At 32.3% G+C, this 17,062-nt stretch carries 12 protein-coding genes; all 12 read left to right on the top strand.

Translation table 11 applies throughout. The features are described from left to right. The first annotated feature begins 47 nt into the window (after positions 1-47). The 12 genes from GYM73_RS07640 to GYM73_RS07585 all read left to right on the top strand — a co-directional run bounded on the left by GYM73_RS07640 (position 48) and on the right by GYM73_RS07585 (position 17,043). Positions 48-1,058, top strand: a complete 1,011-nt coding sequence (locus GYM73_RS07640; protein WP_160557065.1) for a sugar phosphate nucleotidyltransferase — start codon at positions 48-50, stop codon at positions 1,056-1,058. A 5-nt stretch (positions 1,059-1,063) separates the two neighbouring features. Further along, complete coding sequence (locus tag GYM73_RS07635; RefSeq protein WP_220233471.1) at positions 1,064-1,858, top strand: DUF4292 domain-containing protein; 795 nt, start codon at positions 1,064-1,066, stop codon at positions 1,856-1,858. Next, the gene (locus GYM73_RS07630) at positions 1,858-3,396 is read left to right on the top strand and encodes a murein hydrolase activator EnvC (RefSeq protein ID WP_160541854.1); all 1,539 of its coding nucleotides are present in this window, start codon (positions 1,858-1,860) and stop codon (positions 3,394-3,396) included. The genes GYM73_RS07635 and GYM73_RS07630 overlap by 1 nt, the downstream gene beginning before the upstream one ends. A gap of 76 nt (positions 3,397-3,472) precedes the next feature. Next, the gene (gene tatA, locus GYM73_RS07625; protein WP_160541855.1) at positions 3,473-3,667 is read left to right on the top strand and encodes a twin-arginine translocase TatA/TatE family subunit; all 195 of its coding nucleotides are present in this window, start codon (positions 3,473-3,475) and stop codon (positions 3,665-3,667) included. 37 nt (positions 3,668-3,704) lie between these two features. After that, positions 3,705-4,313, top strand: a complete 609-nt coding sequence (locus GYM73_RS07620; protein ID WP_220233470.1) for a DUF4254 domain-containing protein — start codon at positions 3,705-3,707, stop codon at positions 4,311-4,313. Between the two features lie 429 nt (positions 4,314-4,742). After that, positions 4,743-5,660, top strand: a complete 918-nt coding sequence (locus tag GYM73_RS07615; RefSeq protein ID WP_220233469.1) for a DUF3078 domain-containing protein — start codon at positions 4,743-4,745, stop codon at positions 5,658-5,660. Positions 5,661-5,854: 194 nt separating this feature from the next. Beyond that, the gene (locus tag GYM73_RS07610) at positions 5,855-6,775 is read left to right on the top strand and encodes a PfkB family carbohydrate kinase (RefSeq protein ID WP_220233468.1); all 921 of its coding nucleotides are present in this window, start codon (positions 5,855-5,857) and stop codon (positions 6,773-6,775) included. A gap of 84 nt (positions 6,776-6,859) precedes the next feature. Further along, positions 6,860-8,974 carry a prolyl oligopeptidase family protein gene (locus GYM73_RS07605; RefSeq protein WP_220233467.1) on the top strand — a complete coding sequence of 705 codons (2,115 nt, stop codon included), beginning with the start codon at positions 6,860-6,862 and terminating at the stop codon, positions 8,972-8,974. Positions 8,975-9,118: 144 nt separating this feature from the next. Next, entirely contained in the window at positions 9,119-9,580 is a 462-nt protein-coding gene (locus tag GYM73_RS07600) for a T9SS type A sorting domain-containing protein (RefSeq protein ID WP_220233466.1), read from the top strand. A gap of 29 nt (positions 9,581-9,609) precedes the next feature. Further along, positions 9,610-16,278, top strand: coding sequence for an RHS repeat-associated core domain-containing protein (locus GYM73_RS07595; RefSeq protein ID WP_220233465.1), 6,669 nt, complete (start codon positions 9,610-9,612; stop codon positions 16,276-16,278). Beyond that, positions 16,271-16,729, top strand: coding sequence for a hypothetical protein (locus tag GYM73_RS07590; protein WP_220233464.1), 459 nt, complete (start codon positions 16,271-16,273; stop codon positions 16,727-16,729). The genes GYM73_RS07595 and GYM73_RS07590 overlap by 8 nt, the downstream gene beginning before the upstream one ends. Continuing rightward, complete coding sequence (locus GYM73_RS07585) at positions 16,693-17,043, top strand: hypothetical protein (RefSeq protein ID WP_220233463.1); 351 nt, start codon at positions 16,693-16,695, stop codon at positions 17,041-17,043. Before GYM73_RS07590 ends, GYM73_RS07585 begins: the two co-directional genes overlap by 37 nt. Positions 17,044-17,062 lie beyond the last annotated feature (19 nt).

Raw genomic sequence — 17,062 nt, 5'->3', positions numbered from 1 at the left:
TAGTAATACTAAAAAAACTTTTTAAGAACATTTTAATTAGATAAATTATGAGAATTATTGTTCCAATGGCTGGTAAAGGGTCAAGGTTGAGGCCGCATACATTGACTATTCCAAAACCGTTGATACCTATTGCAGGAAAACCCATCGTTCAAAGATTAGTTGAAGACATCGCTAAAGTAGTGGATGATAAAATAGAAGAAATAGCATTTATAATAGGCGATTTTGGACAAGAAACGGAAAATCAATTAATTGATATTGCTGAAAAACTAGGAGCTAAAGGTACTATCTATCATCAATTATGTCCCTTAGGTACGGCACATGCCATTCATTGTGCTAAAGAAAGTATGAAAGGCCCCATTATAATTGCATTTGCGGATACGTTATTTAAAGCAGATTTTCAATTAGATAAAAATTCAGATGGAGTAATTTGGGTTAAAAAAGTGGAAGATCCGAGTGCTTTTGGAGTGGTGAAATTAGATGAATACGGTATTATAAAAGGAATCGTTGAAAAACCCAAAGAGTTTGTCTCTGATTTAGCAATTATTGGTATTTATTATTTCAAGGATGCAGATAAATTAATGAATGAAATAAATTATCTGATTGATAATGATATTAAAGTAGCTAATGAATATCAGCTGACCAATGCTTTAGATATTCTAAGAGATAAAGGTGCTAAATTTACACTTGGAAAAGTAGATGACTGGATGGATTGTGGAAACAAGGATGTAACGGTAGAAACTAATTCTAAAATTTTAAATTATGAAAAAGATGAATTAGCTTTATATCCTGAAAGTGCTAAAATTGAAAACAGTTTAATTATTCCACCGTGTTTCATCGGTGAAAATGTAGAAATAATTAACTCAAAAATAGGTCCCAATGTTTCTTTAGGCAATGGAACTAAAATTAATAAAAGTAATATAGAAAATTCGTTGATACAAGAAAACACTCAGATAAGTCACGGAAATCTTACCAATTCAATGATTGGTAATTCTGCTAAGTATATTGGGGTCTCTCGATCATTAAGCTTAGGTGACTTTAGTGTATTGGAAACTAAATAAAAGATATGAAAAAATTACTGATTCTATTCTTGGCTTCTGCATTGATATTTTCATGTAAAACCCAAAAAGGAATATCCATCAATGAAAAAGAAATTAAGTATGAAAATGCAAGTGTTGAAAATTTAGTTAAAACTATTGCTCAACCTGTCGATTTTACTACTTTAAAGATAAAAGCCAATGCAGATATAGAATCGGGGAATTCATATCCTTCGGTAGCCTTAACCCTATATATTGATAAAGGAAATCAAATTTGGGCTAACGCATCTTTAATTCTTCCTTTAGCAAGAGCTTCTATTTATCCGGGAGGATTTAAGATGTACGAAAGATTAGGAAAAACATATGTTGATTCAAATTTTGATTATCTAAATAATCTCTTAAAAGTAGATTTTTTAACCTATAAAAATATTGAAGATTTATTGATAGGTAAATTATTTTTTCCTCTAGATATCAACGATTTTAATTTTTCAATTGAGAATAATTACTACATACTTACTTCCAAAAAAACTATGAAAGTAGGCAGTGGTAAAGATGCAAGAAATTTTTCAAGAAGACTTACCTTCGATTCCAATTCTAATTTAAGACAGATACGTATGGATGATCCATCAAAAAATACGTATTTACAGATAGATTATGATGATTATATAAATATTGAGAATAAAATTTTGCCAAGAAATATTAAAATTTTCATAAAAGGAGAAAAAGAGATTAAAATTACATTGAATTATAATAAATTTGAGTTCGTTAATATGGAAACGCCTTTTGAAATTCCAAAGGGATATTCGCAAAGAAAAATTAATTAATGGCTATTAATAAAAAAATATATACATTTTTCTTTCTTTTACTAACTATATTTATCTATAGTCAGTTACCCTATAAGAAAGAAGACCTTCAAAAACAGAGTGCTCAGTTAAAACAAGAGATTGCCGAACTAAACAAGGCTTTGATTTCAAGTAAAAATGAATCGAAAACATCTATTACATATATTGCGAATCTTAATAAAAAAATCAGCGTACGGGCAAAATTGATCAACACCACACGGAAAGAAGCCAGAGTATTAGATGAAGAAATATATTTAAATCAATTAGCAGTTAATAAATTACGAAGAGAATTAAAAAAGCTCAGAGAAGATTATGCAGATGTATTGATACGATCCTATAAAAATAAATCCGTTCAAAATAAGATTTTATTCATATTATCGTCAGAAAACATATCCCAAGCTTTTCGACGTATAAAATATTTACAGAAATATTCGGAATTTCAAGATGAAAAAGTTGCTGAAATTAATGAAAAACAACAGCAAATTTTGCATACCATCGAATTGAGAGAAGCCGCAAAAAAAGAAAAATTAGAGGTTTTGGCTCAACAACAAGCCCAAATCAATCAACTAAACACAGAAAAGAAAGAAAAAGAAATTTTAGTTGAGCGATATATGAAGGAGCAAGGTGATTTAGCTGAAAAAATAAAGCAAAAACAATCACAAAGAAAGGCATTGGAAAGACAGGTTCAAGCGATTATTGCAGAAGAGCTTAGAGTTGTTAAGGCGAAAGAGGCAGAAGAAAGAAGAAAGGCAGAAGAAGCGGAAAGATTACGAAAAAAAACAATAGAAGAAGAACGAGCTAAAAAAGCAATGGAGGCTCATATGGCGGCAGAAAAAATGGCTGCGCAAAAAGCGGCTGCAGCTAAAAAAGCAGCAGAACAAGCCTTAGCCGCTAAATTAGCCGCTGAAAAAGAGGCTAATGATAAAGCAGCAGCAAAAAGGGCGGATGACGCTAGAAAAGCTGCTGAAAAGGCAGCTGCTGAAAAGTCGGCAGCCGAAAAATTAGCATCCCAAAAAGCACAAGATGCAAAAATTGCAGAAGAAAAAGCAGTTGCAAAGAAGAAGTCCTTAGATATTCCTAACATAAATACGAGTGCTTCAGAAACACTTTCTAGAAATTTTGAAGCCAATAAAAACTCACTTCCTTGGCCGGTTGCAGGAACAGTGGTTTCGGGATTTGGTAGAACGCCACATCCGGTAGTACCGAATATTTATGTAGAGCATCAAGGCGTTGAGATAGCTGCTGCACCGGGTAGTTTGGCTAAATCCGTATTTAACGGATCAGTAAGCAGAATTTTGATAGTTCCCGGAGGAGGGAAAGCAGTATTGATTAGTCATGGAAATTATTTTACCTTATATTCTAACCTTTCAACCGTTATTGTTTCCGTAGGAGACAAAGTAAAAACAGGTCAAGCGTTAGGTAAAATTTACACAGACGATACGAATACCACCCTTTTAGGGTTCCAGGTATGGAAAGGTACTGTTCCTCAAAATCCATCCAACTGGTTATCCGGTATGTAAGTTATTTATAGAAAATGTATTATTGAAGTTAAGAATTTTCAAAAATTCATTAACTTTGAAACAAATCAAAAAAATTATGAGATTATTTGAACATCCTATGTCTATAGTAATAATATTGATTGTAGTATTATTATTGTTTGGTGGGAAAAAAATTCCTGAATTGATGAGAGGTTTGGGAACAGGTTTGAAGGAGTTTAAAGATGCTACTAAGTCAGATGATGAAAAGAAAAAAGATTCTCAATCATCATCCAATTCTAAAGACGAAAACTAATCACAAATTAATTATTAGTAAAATAATAAATAACAACATGAAATTTACAGAAAAAGCCTGGGAAATATTTAACCAAAGTATTCAGGATTATCATGTAAAAGATGATGTAAACCAGAGAATTAACAACCCATATCCTCAAGATAGCCTTGAACATTTATTGTATTTAAAAAATTGGATTGATACCGTTCAATGGCATTTGGAAGACCTAATTAGAGATGAAAATATTGATCCGATTGAAGCCTTACGATTAAAAAGGTGGATTGACAAATCTAATCAAGAAAGGACTGATCGGGTAGAAAATTTGGATAGCTGGTTTTTAAATAAATATAAGGACGTTCAAATTCTTCCCGATGCAAAAATAAATACGGAAAGTCCGGCTTGGGCTATAGATCGTTTATCGATTTTATCTTTAAAGATTTATCATATGAAAGCTGAGGTTGAACGTCCGGATGCAGGCCAAGAACACAAAGAAAGCTGTCAGAAAAAATTAGATGTTTTACAACAACAGTATGTGGATCTGTCTACTGCAATAGAAGAACTTTTAGAAGACTACTCAGCCGGGAAAAAGTATATGAAAGTATATAAACAAATGAAGATGTACAATGATGACGAATTAAATCCGGTTCTTTATAAAAGCAAAAAATAAAATTTATCTTTTAGTTAATATAAATTAGTTACATCATATATAGCTGAATAATAACAACAGCTATATATGATATTGCTCTTATAGTTATTTTTATTTTTTTTGCATTCATGTTCATTTTGATTTTACCTCACTATAAAACACTCTCCATTTATATTTCTATGAAGTATTTTGCGACCAATAAATAATTAAAAATTCTCATTTTTTAATAAATAATTAGTAAGGTTATCAACAATACGCATATTTAATTTTGAATTTAGATAATATACGAATATATTCGTATATTATTTATTTCATTAAACAAGAAACTTACATAACACAAGAAAAACAATATCAATTCAATCCTTTAATTGATAAATAAAAGTAAACTAATGCGTAAATTGAATACTTGCTATATTTAACTTTTTTTTAAAACCAATAAATCGATCAAGAATGATGAAGAAAATTTTATTATTTTTATTTGTATCCATCCTTTCACATTTTATTTATGCTCAACAATTAGGTACAGAAAATCCTGTTACAGATACGGTAACCGTTCCCAAGAAAACTAAAAATTGGAAAATTAGTGGAGACCATTCACTTATAGTAAATCAAAGTTCATTTTCACATTGGATAGCCGGAGGAACAAATTCTTTTGGAGGATCAGCAAGAATAAAATATTCCTTAGATTACAAAAAAGGAAAAAATATTTTTAAAAATACAATAACTATCGGTTATGGTCAAGTTAACAACAAAAACGATAAGATGAGAAAAACAGATGATATTTTGTTACTTGAGTCGATGTATGGACGGAGCATATCTAAGAATTGGTATGCAAGTATAGATATGTCTTTTAAAACACAAATGTTTAACGGATATGATTATTCTGCCCATCCTGATTACACTTCCAAAGACAGAATTTCCTCTTTTATGTCTCCGGGCTATTTAACGTTGGGGGTTGGTTTTGATTATAAGCCGGATGGAAATTTTCAATTATCATTATTACCTATAACCTCTAAAAATACATTTGTTCTGGACAGAAAGTTGCAGAAAAAAGATAATTACGGATTAAAACATGACGGAGACTGTATGTTTATGGAACTTGGGGCAATGGTTACCGCTAAATATAAAGTTGAAATCATGAAAAATGTTGTTTGGGATAATGCTTTGTCTTTATTTACCAATTACTTATCTCATACCGAAAGGGTTGATGTGAATTTTGGAAGTGTTATAGATATGAAAGTCAATAACCACATATCCACGAAACTAACCTTTGACTTAATTTATGATCACGATCAAATAGAAAGAGTTCAAACAAGACAAACATTTGGTATAGGCTTATCCTACGGATTTAAGTCAAAAAATAAATAGCCGTAAGGAGAATAGAATTAGTTGTCGAAAATAAAAATCAACCTGAATGAATTTAAATATATATTTAATAAATATTGAAGTATAGGTATTTAAGTAAAAAATTTTTTATAAAACAGGTTATATTTTTCGGTAAAACTTTTCTTATCTTTTACAATAGGTTTATCTTTGTAGACACACAATTTTAATTAAAATAAATGAAATTACTAGCAGTGGGTACCGTAGCATACGATGCCATAGAAACCCCATTTGGGAAAACTGATAAAATTTTAGGTGGAGCTGCCACTTATATAGGTTTGGCTGCTTCCAAGCTGGGAGCAGAAGTTAACCTTGTTTCTGTAATAGGCGGTGATTTTAAACCTGAATATATAGAGGTATTTCATAAAAATTCCATAGGTATTGAAGGAATAAAAAAAATAGAAGACGGAAAAACTTTTTTTTGGTCAGGAAAATATCATATAGATATGAATAATCGAGATACATTAATCACCGAATTAAATGCGTTGGAAAATTTTGAGCCCAAAATACCCGAATCTCAGAAAAATTCTGAAATTGTAATGTTAGGAAATTTACATCCCGCCATACAATTATCTGTTTTAGAACAAATGACTGATAAACCAAAATTGGTAATCTTAGATACTATGGATTTCTGGATGAATACCGCTTGGGATTCATTGCTTCAAATTATTTCCAAAGTAGATGTATTAACAGTAAACGATGCAGAAGCCCGACAATTATCGGGGGAATTCAGCTTAGTTAAAGCAGCAAAAAAAATTCAAAGCATGGGTCCTAAGGTAGTGATTATAAAAAAAGGTGAACATGGTGCCTTATTGTTTAATGAAAATAAAATATTTTTTGCTCCCGCTCTGCCTTTAGAAGATGTTTTTGATCCAACGGGTGCCGGAGATACTTTTGCCGGGGGATTTGCAGGCTATATAACCCAAACGGCAGATTTATCCTATGAAAACATGAAAAAAGCTATTATCGTGGGAAGTGCATTAGCTTCTTTCACGGTTGAAAAATTCGGTACAGAGAAATTGCAAGAGTTATCTTCCTTGGAGTATGAAAATAGACTTAATGAATTCAAAAATTTGACCGAATATAATTACAGCTTTTAATATTTTTAACATCCATAATTTTATCTAACCTTTAATTTGTTAATTAAAGGTTTTTTTTAATTTTATAATTATTAATTAGTTTTTATGATAAAACCAAAAATAATTACGTTAAGTTTAGTCTCATGCTTAACCGTAAATGCACAACACATGAAATATCCTAGTACAGAAAAACAATCGGTGTTTGACGAATATTTTGGAGAAAAAGTTCCGGCTCCTTATAGATGGTTGGAAGATGATCAATCTCCTAAAACTCAACAATGGATAAAAACTCAAAATGAGTTGACATTTGAGTATTTACAAAACATACCGTTTAGAAATCAACTAAAAGACCAGCTTAAAAAGCTGTGGAATTATGAAAGAATTTCAGCACCTTTTGAGGAAGGAAACTATACCTATTATTATAAGAATAATGGTTTGCAATCTCAATCGGTGCTTTATAGAAAATTAACTTCCGGAGGAAAAGAAGAGGTATTTTTAGATCCCAATACCTTTTCTAAAGACGGTACATCTTCTTTAGGTGATATTTCTTTCAGTAAAGACGGAAGCCTAGCCGCTTATCAAATATCGGAAGGTGGTTCAGATTGGAGGAAAGTAGTAGTAATAGAAACCCAAACTAAAAAACAGATTGGAGATACATTAACTCACGTTAAATTTTCAAACATAGCTTGGAAATCCAATGAAGGATTTTATTATTCGAGTTATCAAAAGCCGAAAGAAGGAAGTCAATTATCGGGGAAAACAGAGCATCATATCTTGTATTTTCATTCCTTAAAGGAATCTCAATCCAAAGACCCGATAATTTTCGGGGGAGAAGAAACACCAAGAAGATATATCAATGCAAAGGTTTCCGAAGATCAACGATATATAATAATCACGGCAGCAAATTCAACATCGGGTAATGAACTATATATTCTGGACACCCAAAATAAAAATAAAATACAACCCATCGTAACCGGTTTTACCAATAATTACGAAGTAATCACTACCGATGGAGATTGGTTATATATTGAAACCAATGAACAGGCACCCAATAAAAAATTGGTAAGATTGAATGTAACACAATTAGGGCAGAAAGAGCCGAAATGGGAAACGATCATACCGGAGTCTGAATCAGTCTTACATGTGACCGGTGCTAATAAATATTTTTTTGCTAACTATATTGTTGATGTACATTCTGAAGTGAAGCAATTCGATTTAAATGGTAACTTAATACGAACCTTACCATTACCCGGATTAGGTCAGGCAACAGGCTTTACAGGAAAATCTCATCAAAAAGAAATATATTATTCCTTTACCAGCTACATATATCCATCAACCGTTTTTAAGTTAGATACGGAAAACGGAAAATCAGAGCTGTACAAAAAACCTGAGATAAACTTTGATCCGAATCAATTTGAGAGTAAACAAATTTTTTATACTTCATCAGACGGAACGAAAATACCGATGACAATTACTTATAAAAAAGGGACACAGTTCAATGGGAAAAATCCAACCCTTTTATATGGATATGGAGGATTCGAAATTAGTCTGCTTCCCGTATTTTCTGTAGCGACTGCCGTGTGGTTACAAAATGGAGGAGTCTATGCAGTTGCTAACCTTCGAGGAGGAGGGGAATACGGTAGAAAGTGGCATGACGCTGGAACTCAATTAAAGAAAAAAAATGTCTTTGAAGATTTTATAGCCGCCGGTGAATATTTAATATCCAACAAATATACATCTTCAGAATACTTAGCCTTATCGGGAGGATCCAATGGGGGATTGTTAGTAGGAGCAGTAATGACCATGCGGCCAAATTTAGCCAAAGTTGCCTTACCGGCTGTGGGTGTTCTTGATATGTTACGATATCATACGTTTACCGCCGGAGCCGGGTGGGCGTATGATTATGGAACAGCAGAAGATAATGAAGAAATGTTTACTTATCTTAAATCCTATTCTCCGGTACATAATGTTAATAAAGGAATTTGCTATCCTGCAACATTAATTACAACCGGAGATCATGATGACCGAGTAGTTCCTTCTCATTCCTATAAATTTGCTGCAGAATTACAAGATAAACAAAATTGCAAAAATCCGGTTTTAATAAGAATTGAAACCAGGGCCGGACATGGAGCCGGAAAACCTATTGATTTACTTATTGAAGAAACTGCAGATAAATTTGCTTTTGCTTTTAAAAATTTCGGAATTAAAGAGTTAAAATAGATAAAAAAAACCAAAAATAACCCCGAGGGATTGCTTTATTTTATAGCAATCCCTTATTTTTTTAAATAAAAATATAATTACATAGTATTGACTTAATTTTATTTTATATCTTTGGGGGATAATAACTATTTTAAATTCATTACTATGAAATATTTTTTCTTATTTTTATTCTGTTTGTTGACAGGAATAATCTCTTTAACTGCCCAGAGTCTTTACTTTGATTATGATATTTCCGGAAATCAAGAGTTAAGAATATTGCAATATGATGATGATTCGCAGTCCATTCCCTTGCCGCTAAATCCTGAGCCAGTCATTATTATTCCCGTTCCTGATGGACCTATAATGTATACTGCCACAAATGGATTAGAGATATATCCTAATCCGGTGGAAACTGAATTAATCATCAAGTGGGATACTCAAATAGCTAACTTACTAGTTAAGATAGAATTGTCTGCTTATAATGCTAAACTGATAGAAGAAGTTAAATTTAGGGCTTCGGATCAAAAAGCAGTTCTTTCAATGAGTCAAAGGCCTTCAGGAGTATATTATGTTAAAATATATTGTTCAGATGGAAGAATAATTAATCACTCCATTATTAAAAAATAAGCCACAACCCTCAAACTAATTACATAAAAATGAAATTTATATATACCCTAGGTATGTCTGTCTTTCTCTCTATGACACTACCGATGACAGCCCAATCGCTTTTATCTGAAAATAATGATTTAGATAAAAACGTAAATGGAATTAAAAATAAAATGGATAAGAAAGATCTAGAGAACCCTGATAACCCTTTGCTTCGTGTAATAGGTGATTTCATCGAAGAAGATCGCAACGAATTGTACCCTCCGGAAAAAGGACCATTATCTCATTTTGCAGATTCTAAAGGAGAATTAAATGTTTCCACTTTCGGGTCAACTAATTATAAAGTTCCCATAGCTTTACCGCCCGGAATAAAAAATGTTGCACCCCAAATAGCATTAACTTACAACAGCTCTTCAGATAATGGAATAGCCGGGTATGGGTGGAATATAGCCGGAATTTCTTCTATTTCATTAGTTTCTACCCGAATAGATATTGATGGATTTGTGGATGGAGTTAATTTTAATGAAAATGATAAGTATTCCTTAGATGGACAACGTTTAGTTATTAGAGAAGGAGACTACGGAAAAGAAAATACAGTATATCAAACTGAAATTTATTCGAATCTTTATATTGTGTCTGTGGGTATGGTATCAATGCCGGGAATAGATGGGAAAAGGCCAAAATATTTTAAAGTACTTTTTCCGGATGGGACCATGGCTTTATACGGTTCATCAGACGATTCCCGAGGTGTAACCGAATGGCTTATAAAAAAATGGGTTGATTTACAAGGTAATTATATTGAGTACTTTTATGACAGGAATCAAAATACAACCTATATTAATAAAATAGTATGGGGAAAAAATGAAAAGAAAGATACCGGATACAGTAACACTATTCAATTTTATTATAAAAAAAGAGAGCGTCCGGAGTTTGCTTATGTACATGGAATAAAAATGGTCAATAACCGTATATTGGATAAAATAGAGGTAACTGCAGGTAATCAATTATTTAGAAAATATCAAATTAATCATAAGGCAATCACAGGCAATTACCAACGAGTGGTTTCAGTACAAGAATTTAATGGAAATGGAGACCCGTCCAATCCAATTAATTTTTCTTATAATACAACCAATAATACATTTGATTCATATATAAAAGATAAATCCGATGCTTTATGGGATTTAAAGTATATAAATATGATCGGAGATTTCAGTGGAAACGGACAAGTAGATGTAATAGCCGGAGGGAAGTTGTATAAAGATTTATTTCAAAATCTTGGAAAAGAAAGTGGTAGTGTAATTCAGATAAATACAGAAAAGCTTTTAAATTATCCAATTTCAACCTTAACTCGGGGTAAAATGAATAATTTTCAATCTATAGTAACTTATAAGAATAACGATTTGAGTTATTTGGCACCTTCAGATTTCAAAAATCATACAGATAATGAATTAATTTTGACTGTATCTAACTTTAATAAGGAACAAAATAAATTTGAACAAAACTATACTAGAAAAATTAAGTATCCGCACGGAGGTTTCCATGCAGATGAATGTGCCGGTGATCCGAGTAAAAAATTTACTTACACCAATAAAGTATATTATGATTTCATCGAAGGCGATTTTAATGGAGACGGAATATCTGAGATCATAGTTTTGGGGAGTGCTGATAAAAGTATAAAAAGATTACGTGATATAGACGGTACAGATTACTGGAGAAATGGAGACTATCTACATTCAAGAAGGCCGAACCTCCATTGTATAACCAGCCCAAGTAAAGAATATATTTTACCGTATTATGTTGATATGAATCCCTTATTGCCTGATAAGGAAAGTTATCGAGTTTTAAATAAAGCTGATTTTTTAATGTATACAAACAATTATGTGATTGATTTTGATGGAGACGGAAAATCAGATATTATCAGTTTTAATAAAAAAGCCGGTTATGGAAAAGTTGGCGATTTTAGTATTTCGACACTAACCAAAGACAAAGAGTTGAAAATTATAGTAAGTGGTAATATACCGGAATATGATGGTATAAAACCCGTTCTTTTTGGCGATTTCAATGGAGACGGAAAAACAGACCTTTTGATTCCTGAAAAGGAAGGATCTTCTAACTGGTATTTATATTTATCCAAAGGAAACGATTTTGAAAAAGTCTTTTATCAAAATTTAGCAGAATATCTTCCCTTATGGAAAGGTAAAAGTCACACCAAAAGAAGAAGATATAAAACCTATAGGGTAGCAGATCTCAATAAAGACGGTAAATCGGATTTTATAATTTCAATATATGAATCATATGGAAACGGATGGGACGGATCGAGAAACGGAAAAGCAAGTTTGCAATACTATGAGAATTTGGGAGGAGAACAAAAACCGATGTTTGCCTCACCCATTGATACCGGCATATGGTCTAAATATGGATATAGTGATCCAATTACCTTGCTTCTTGCGGATTATAGTAATAATCAAAAAACAGGAAATTTAGTTTTTGTACAAGGAAACGAAATTTGGAAAGGCGCTTTTAATAAAGATTTGAGAAAAGATATATTATTGACAGGCATTTCAGAATCTGATGGAAATATTGTTACTCAAATTGAATATGCTCCTTTGGAATCTAATTCAAAAAATAACGGATTAGGAAATATAGAAGGAGTTTATCATTCTTCTTTAACAGAAAAATATCCCTTTAAAGAAATTTCACAAGCATCTAATTTGGATGTTGTCAAAAAACTCTCTATAACAGCCGGAGGAAAAAAACGCGAAAAAGAGTACAAATATTTCGGGTTAGTATCTCATGCTCAAGGATTGGGATTACTAGGTTTTAAAAAAGTTGCAGAATCAAGTTGGAAATCTCAAAATATTTCTTCAATTAACTGGAATGTTACTCAATATTCACCTCAATATCGTGGTCTCCCGCTATCCAACTGGATAACTCGAGGAAATAATCTTAATTTGATTATGAATGAGCAGAAAGAAGACTATTTAATAAGTAAAAAAGATTTTAAATATTCAATCATGAGATCGAGTGATAAAAAGTGGACAAAATTACTTGATGAACAAAATGAAAAAGATTACTTAACAGGTGTTGAAACTAAAACAATATATAGTTATGATGGATTTTATAATATAAAAGAAAAAACCATCGATAACGGAGTAGAAATAAAAACTATAAATTATACGTACGATGATTTTCCGTATGCCTATGATACCAGATATTATGTAGGAAGATTAATTCAAACCAATAGCCAAATATCAGCATATGGAGATGAATATACTTCGGAAGAGAAATATTCCTATTCAGGTAACTTAGTTTCCAAGGTAATGAAAAAAGGGCACCGTACCGATTATATAACCGAGGATATGAAGTATGATGTTTTTGGCAATTTGATTGAAAAAACAGTATCTGCTCCGGGAGTATCTCCTCGAACAACTAAAGAAGAATATGATTCTACCGGAAGATTTGTTGTTAAAAAAACAGATATAAATAATCTAACCGAATATTTCACTTATAATAATTTGGGGCAGGTATTGAGTCATACCAGTCCACAGGGTGTACTTACAGAATCACGATATGATAATTGGGGGAAAGTTGAAGATGTAAGAATAATAGGTTCTACAATTGATCCACTATTTAATATTACCCTATATGAAAGAACAGAAGGGGGAGGGATAAAAATAACCACTTTCAATGAAGATACCCATGAATATTCCCGGATACATAAAGATATATTTGGAAATGAAATAAAATCCACGATCAAAGGAGATCAACCTGAAATGTATATATCCAAACAAACCGTATATGATGAATTAGGAAGAAAAATAAAAGAAAGTGAACCATACATTGAAGGGCAAGGACCCTTAAGATGGAATACCATAGAATACGACGAATTCAGCCGACCTGTAAAACAAAAACTTTTTACAGGTAAAACCATAACGACTACTTATAAAGGATTGTCCGTTACTACTGATGATGAAGTTAAAAAACAAACATTAACTCGAGATGCAAATGGAAATATACGTATGCTTGACGATAATGGTGAGATAATTCACTATACCTACTTTGCCAACGGAAATCAAAAAACAGCTAAATATGGTGACCACACTCTGTCTTATTTATATGACGGATGGGGTAGAAGAATATCTTTTAAGGATCCTTCGGTCAGCACCAAACCTTATACTCAAGAATATAATAATTATGGAGAATTGTTGAAAGGATCCACTCCGGAAGGAACTACTACTTATACTTATTCACCCACCGGAAGACTACTCTCTAAAAAAATGGATGATATAGGTAATTATCTAAATGTTAATTATGAATATTCCAACACAGGTTTATTGAAAAAAGAATACGGATGTTATAACAATCAACGTTTTACGTATAATTATACTTATAACAACAATAACCTATTGGCAGGAACAGAAGAAATTACGCAGGATGTGACATATTTAAATAAATATAAATATGATTTTTATGGAAAAATAGTAAACGAAGAAAAAATAGTTTACTATGGTAATTTATATTCTTCTGTTATAGTTACTTACGGCTATAATGAAAACAACGGAATGTTGGAAAAAATAGATCGTTTAGAAAATGGAAAATATGTACCTGTTTGGCAAATAACAGGAGTCAATGAAAGAATGCAAGCCCTTTCGATTAAGTTGGGTAATGGTATAAATATTCATAATACTATTGATAAGGCTGGATATATAACAAGAATGAGGCATTCATCAAGACGGTCTCATCTCCTTGATATTGAATATGAATTTAATTGGAGAAACGGGAACTTAAATACTCGAATCAATAATTACTCCAATTGGAATGAAGAGTTTGATTATGACCGATTTGAGCGATTAGTTACCTGGTACGATGCCAATGGAATTCATACACTTCGCTATGCAAACGATGGGAGAATTACCGATAATTCGCATGTAGGAGAATATCAATATCAAACATTGGCACATTATAAAAAATCCGATATATATCTTAATTCAAAGGGTAGAAATTATTACGAAACTGCCCCACTTCAACAAATCAGATATAACGCATTTAAAAAACCATCATCAATTAAAGCAGTAGAAAAATTATCTTATGGCTCTAATAAGGAATTTAAGAATATTCATGACTTAAAATTTATCTACAATATACATGGTAACCGCAGTTCGGTTTCCTTTCAATTAAATTCAAAGGAAGTACAAAAAAAATATTATTCAAATGCCCAAGATGTAGAAATTGTTACCGATAAGAATTCAACCACAATTATAACCTATATAGGGGGGAATCCCTACGAATCACCGGCTGCCAATATCACTAATTTCAAAAAAGGGAATTATCAGAAAACGGATGAATCTTTAGTTTATTTTCATAGAGATTATCAAGGTTCCATACTGGCTATAACAAATGAAAAAGGAGGTATTATTGAAAAAAGATTGTATGATCCTTGGGGGAAACTTATTCAAGTAACCGATAGACAAGGAAATATAGAAACTAAAAATCCGAAACTTATATTTATGGACCGCGGATATACCGGTCATGAACATTTTAGCCAAGTAGGGTTGATTCATATGAACGGACGTATGTACGATCCGGTTTTAAAACAATTTTTATCTCCCGATAATAATATCCAAGATCCTTACAATTCACAGAATTACAATCGCTATGGATATGTATTGAATAATCCTTTAAAATATACTGACCCGAGCGGAGAGTTATTTACTCTAGCAGGATCAGCCTGGTTAGGTGCGACAGTATTAGGAGCTGCTATAGGAACCGTAACTTATACCACTTATGCATTATGCACCGACTCTTTTCTATGGGGAGGCTTTTTAAAAGGTTTAGCCTTGGGCAGTGCCGGTGGAGTTGCTGCTTATGGTGTAGGAAGTCTGGCGGGTGTAATACGAACCGGAATATGCACTTCTACGCAAACCTTGACAAATTTACAGGTTGATATTTTAGCCTCAGGCATAGAGGGAGTTATGAATGGATTGACACAAGGAATTATACAGGGAATAAGCGGGGGAGATATACAACAAGGGATAAGCAGCGGAGGCATAAGTAGTCTGGTATCTTCAACAGTAGGAATTGGAGGTATGCTTGCAGGAATGGACGAAAATACAATAGGCGGAACCCTATTTTTTGGAACTTTAAGCGGAGGCTTTGGAGCGGTATTGTCCGACGGAAATTTCTGGCAAGGTGCGGCTACAGGATTAATTGTAAGTGGATTAAATCATGTGGCACATAAAATGCAGGATCCTAAGCGAGGAGAGCTGTATATATTTGAAAATACAAAATCTGTTAATGGATATGGTCATTCAGCAATAGGAGGAAAATTAAAAGATTCCGGAGAAGAATCTTATCGCTTTATATCTAAAGATGGGCGTAATCAATTGGATGGAGATGAAATAATTGGGGGGAAATCAAGGTTCACCAATGAATATTTTTCTTCATATGAATCCATGATGAATTATGAAAAAATAACCAAAGAATATAATAAGATGATGACTATAAAAAAATTAAGTTATAGGGAAGTTGCCCAAGCATTGAATGTAGCGTTTCAGAGTGCCACGTCCAAATATCATTTTATATTATCCAACTGTTTTCATGTAGTTAAAAATGCGTTAAACTCTATAGGAATCTATGGAGGAGGAGTAGGAACCTTTATTCCTAATAATGGATTTTACAATATATATTATCATTATAACCCAAAAAAATGGTATGAATAAAAAGATACAAATAGCTTTTAGTAGTTTTTTCCTAATAATTATAATAGGATGTGGTATAGATGCTGAAGATAAAACAAGAGTAATTCAGATAAGTGAGACGATAGAAGAATCGAAGGCAAGAGGAGTTTTTTTGTCCGAATATAGACCGAACAGAGAACTAATAAAAAAAGCATGGGCAGAAATCCCTTGGGTATATGATACTCTTGGAAATACAGTAAAATATGAAGGACAAATACTATATATAAATGCAAAAGACAGTATAGGTCTCTCACGAACATGGGAAAGATGCATGAATGGTGATACTTCCAATGGTTCTATGCGCAGGAATATGGATTATCTTACCTTTAGAATAACAGAAGAAGAATTATCTAAAGACACTTTAATTTATTATATATACGGAGGAAAAAAAAGAAAATGTATGGGAGAATTGTTGTTGATAAAGAAGAAATAGTTTTTTATACGGATCCGAAGAATAGCATGAATAAAAAAACACGAAATATTTTAGCATATGTATTCCTATTAGGTATGGTAGGGTGCAATATCGATGTTGCCGACAGAACATTATTTACCCAGATAAGTGAGACAATAGAGGAATCGAAGGCCAATGGAGTTTTTTTGGCTGAATATAGATCGAACAGAGAACTAATAAAGAAAGCATGGGTAGAAATCCACTGGGTATATGATACCCTTGGAAATATCAAAAAACAAAAAGGACATGAGTTATACATAGAAGCCAAAGACAGTATAGGTCTTAGCGATAGTTAGTCAGAATGCGAACAAGGAG

Origin of the sequence: Apibacter sp. ESL0432 (assembly GCF_019469225.1) — a bacterium.
Lineage (GTDB): Bacteria > Bacteroidota > Bacteroidia > Flavobacteriales > Weeksellaceae > Apibacter.
This window is presented reverse-complemented; position numbering and strand designations above follow the sequence as displayed.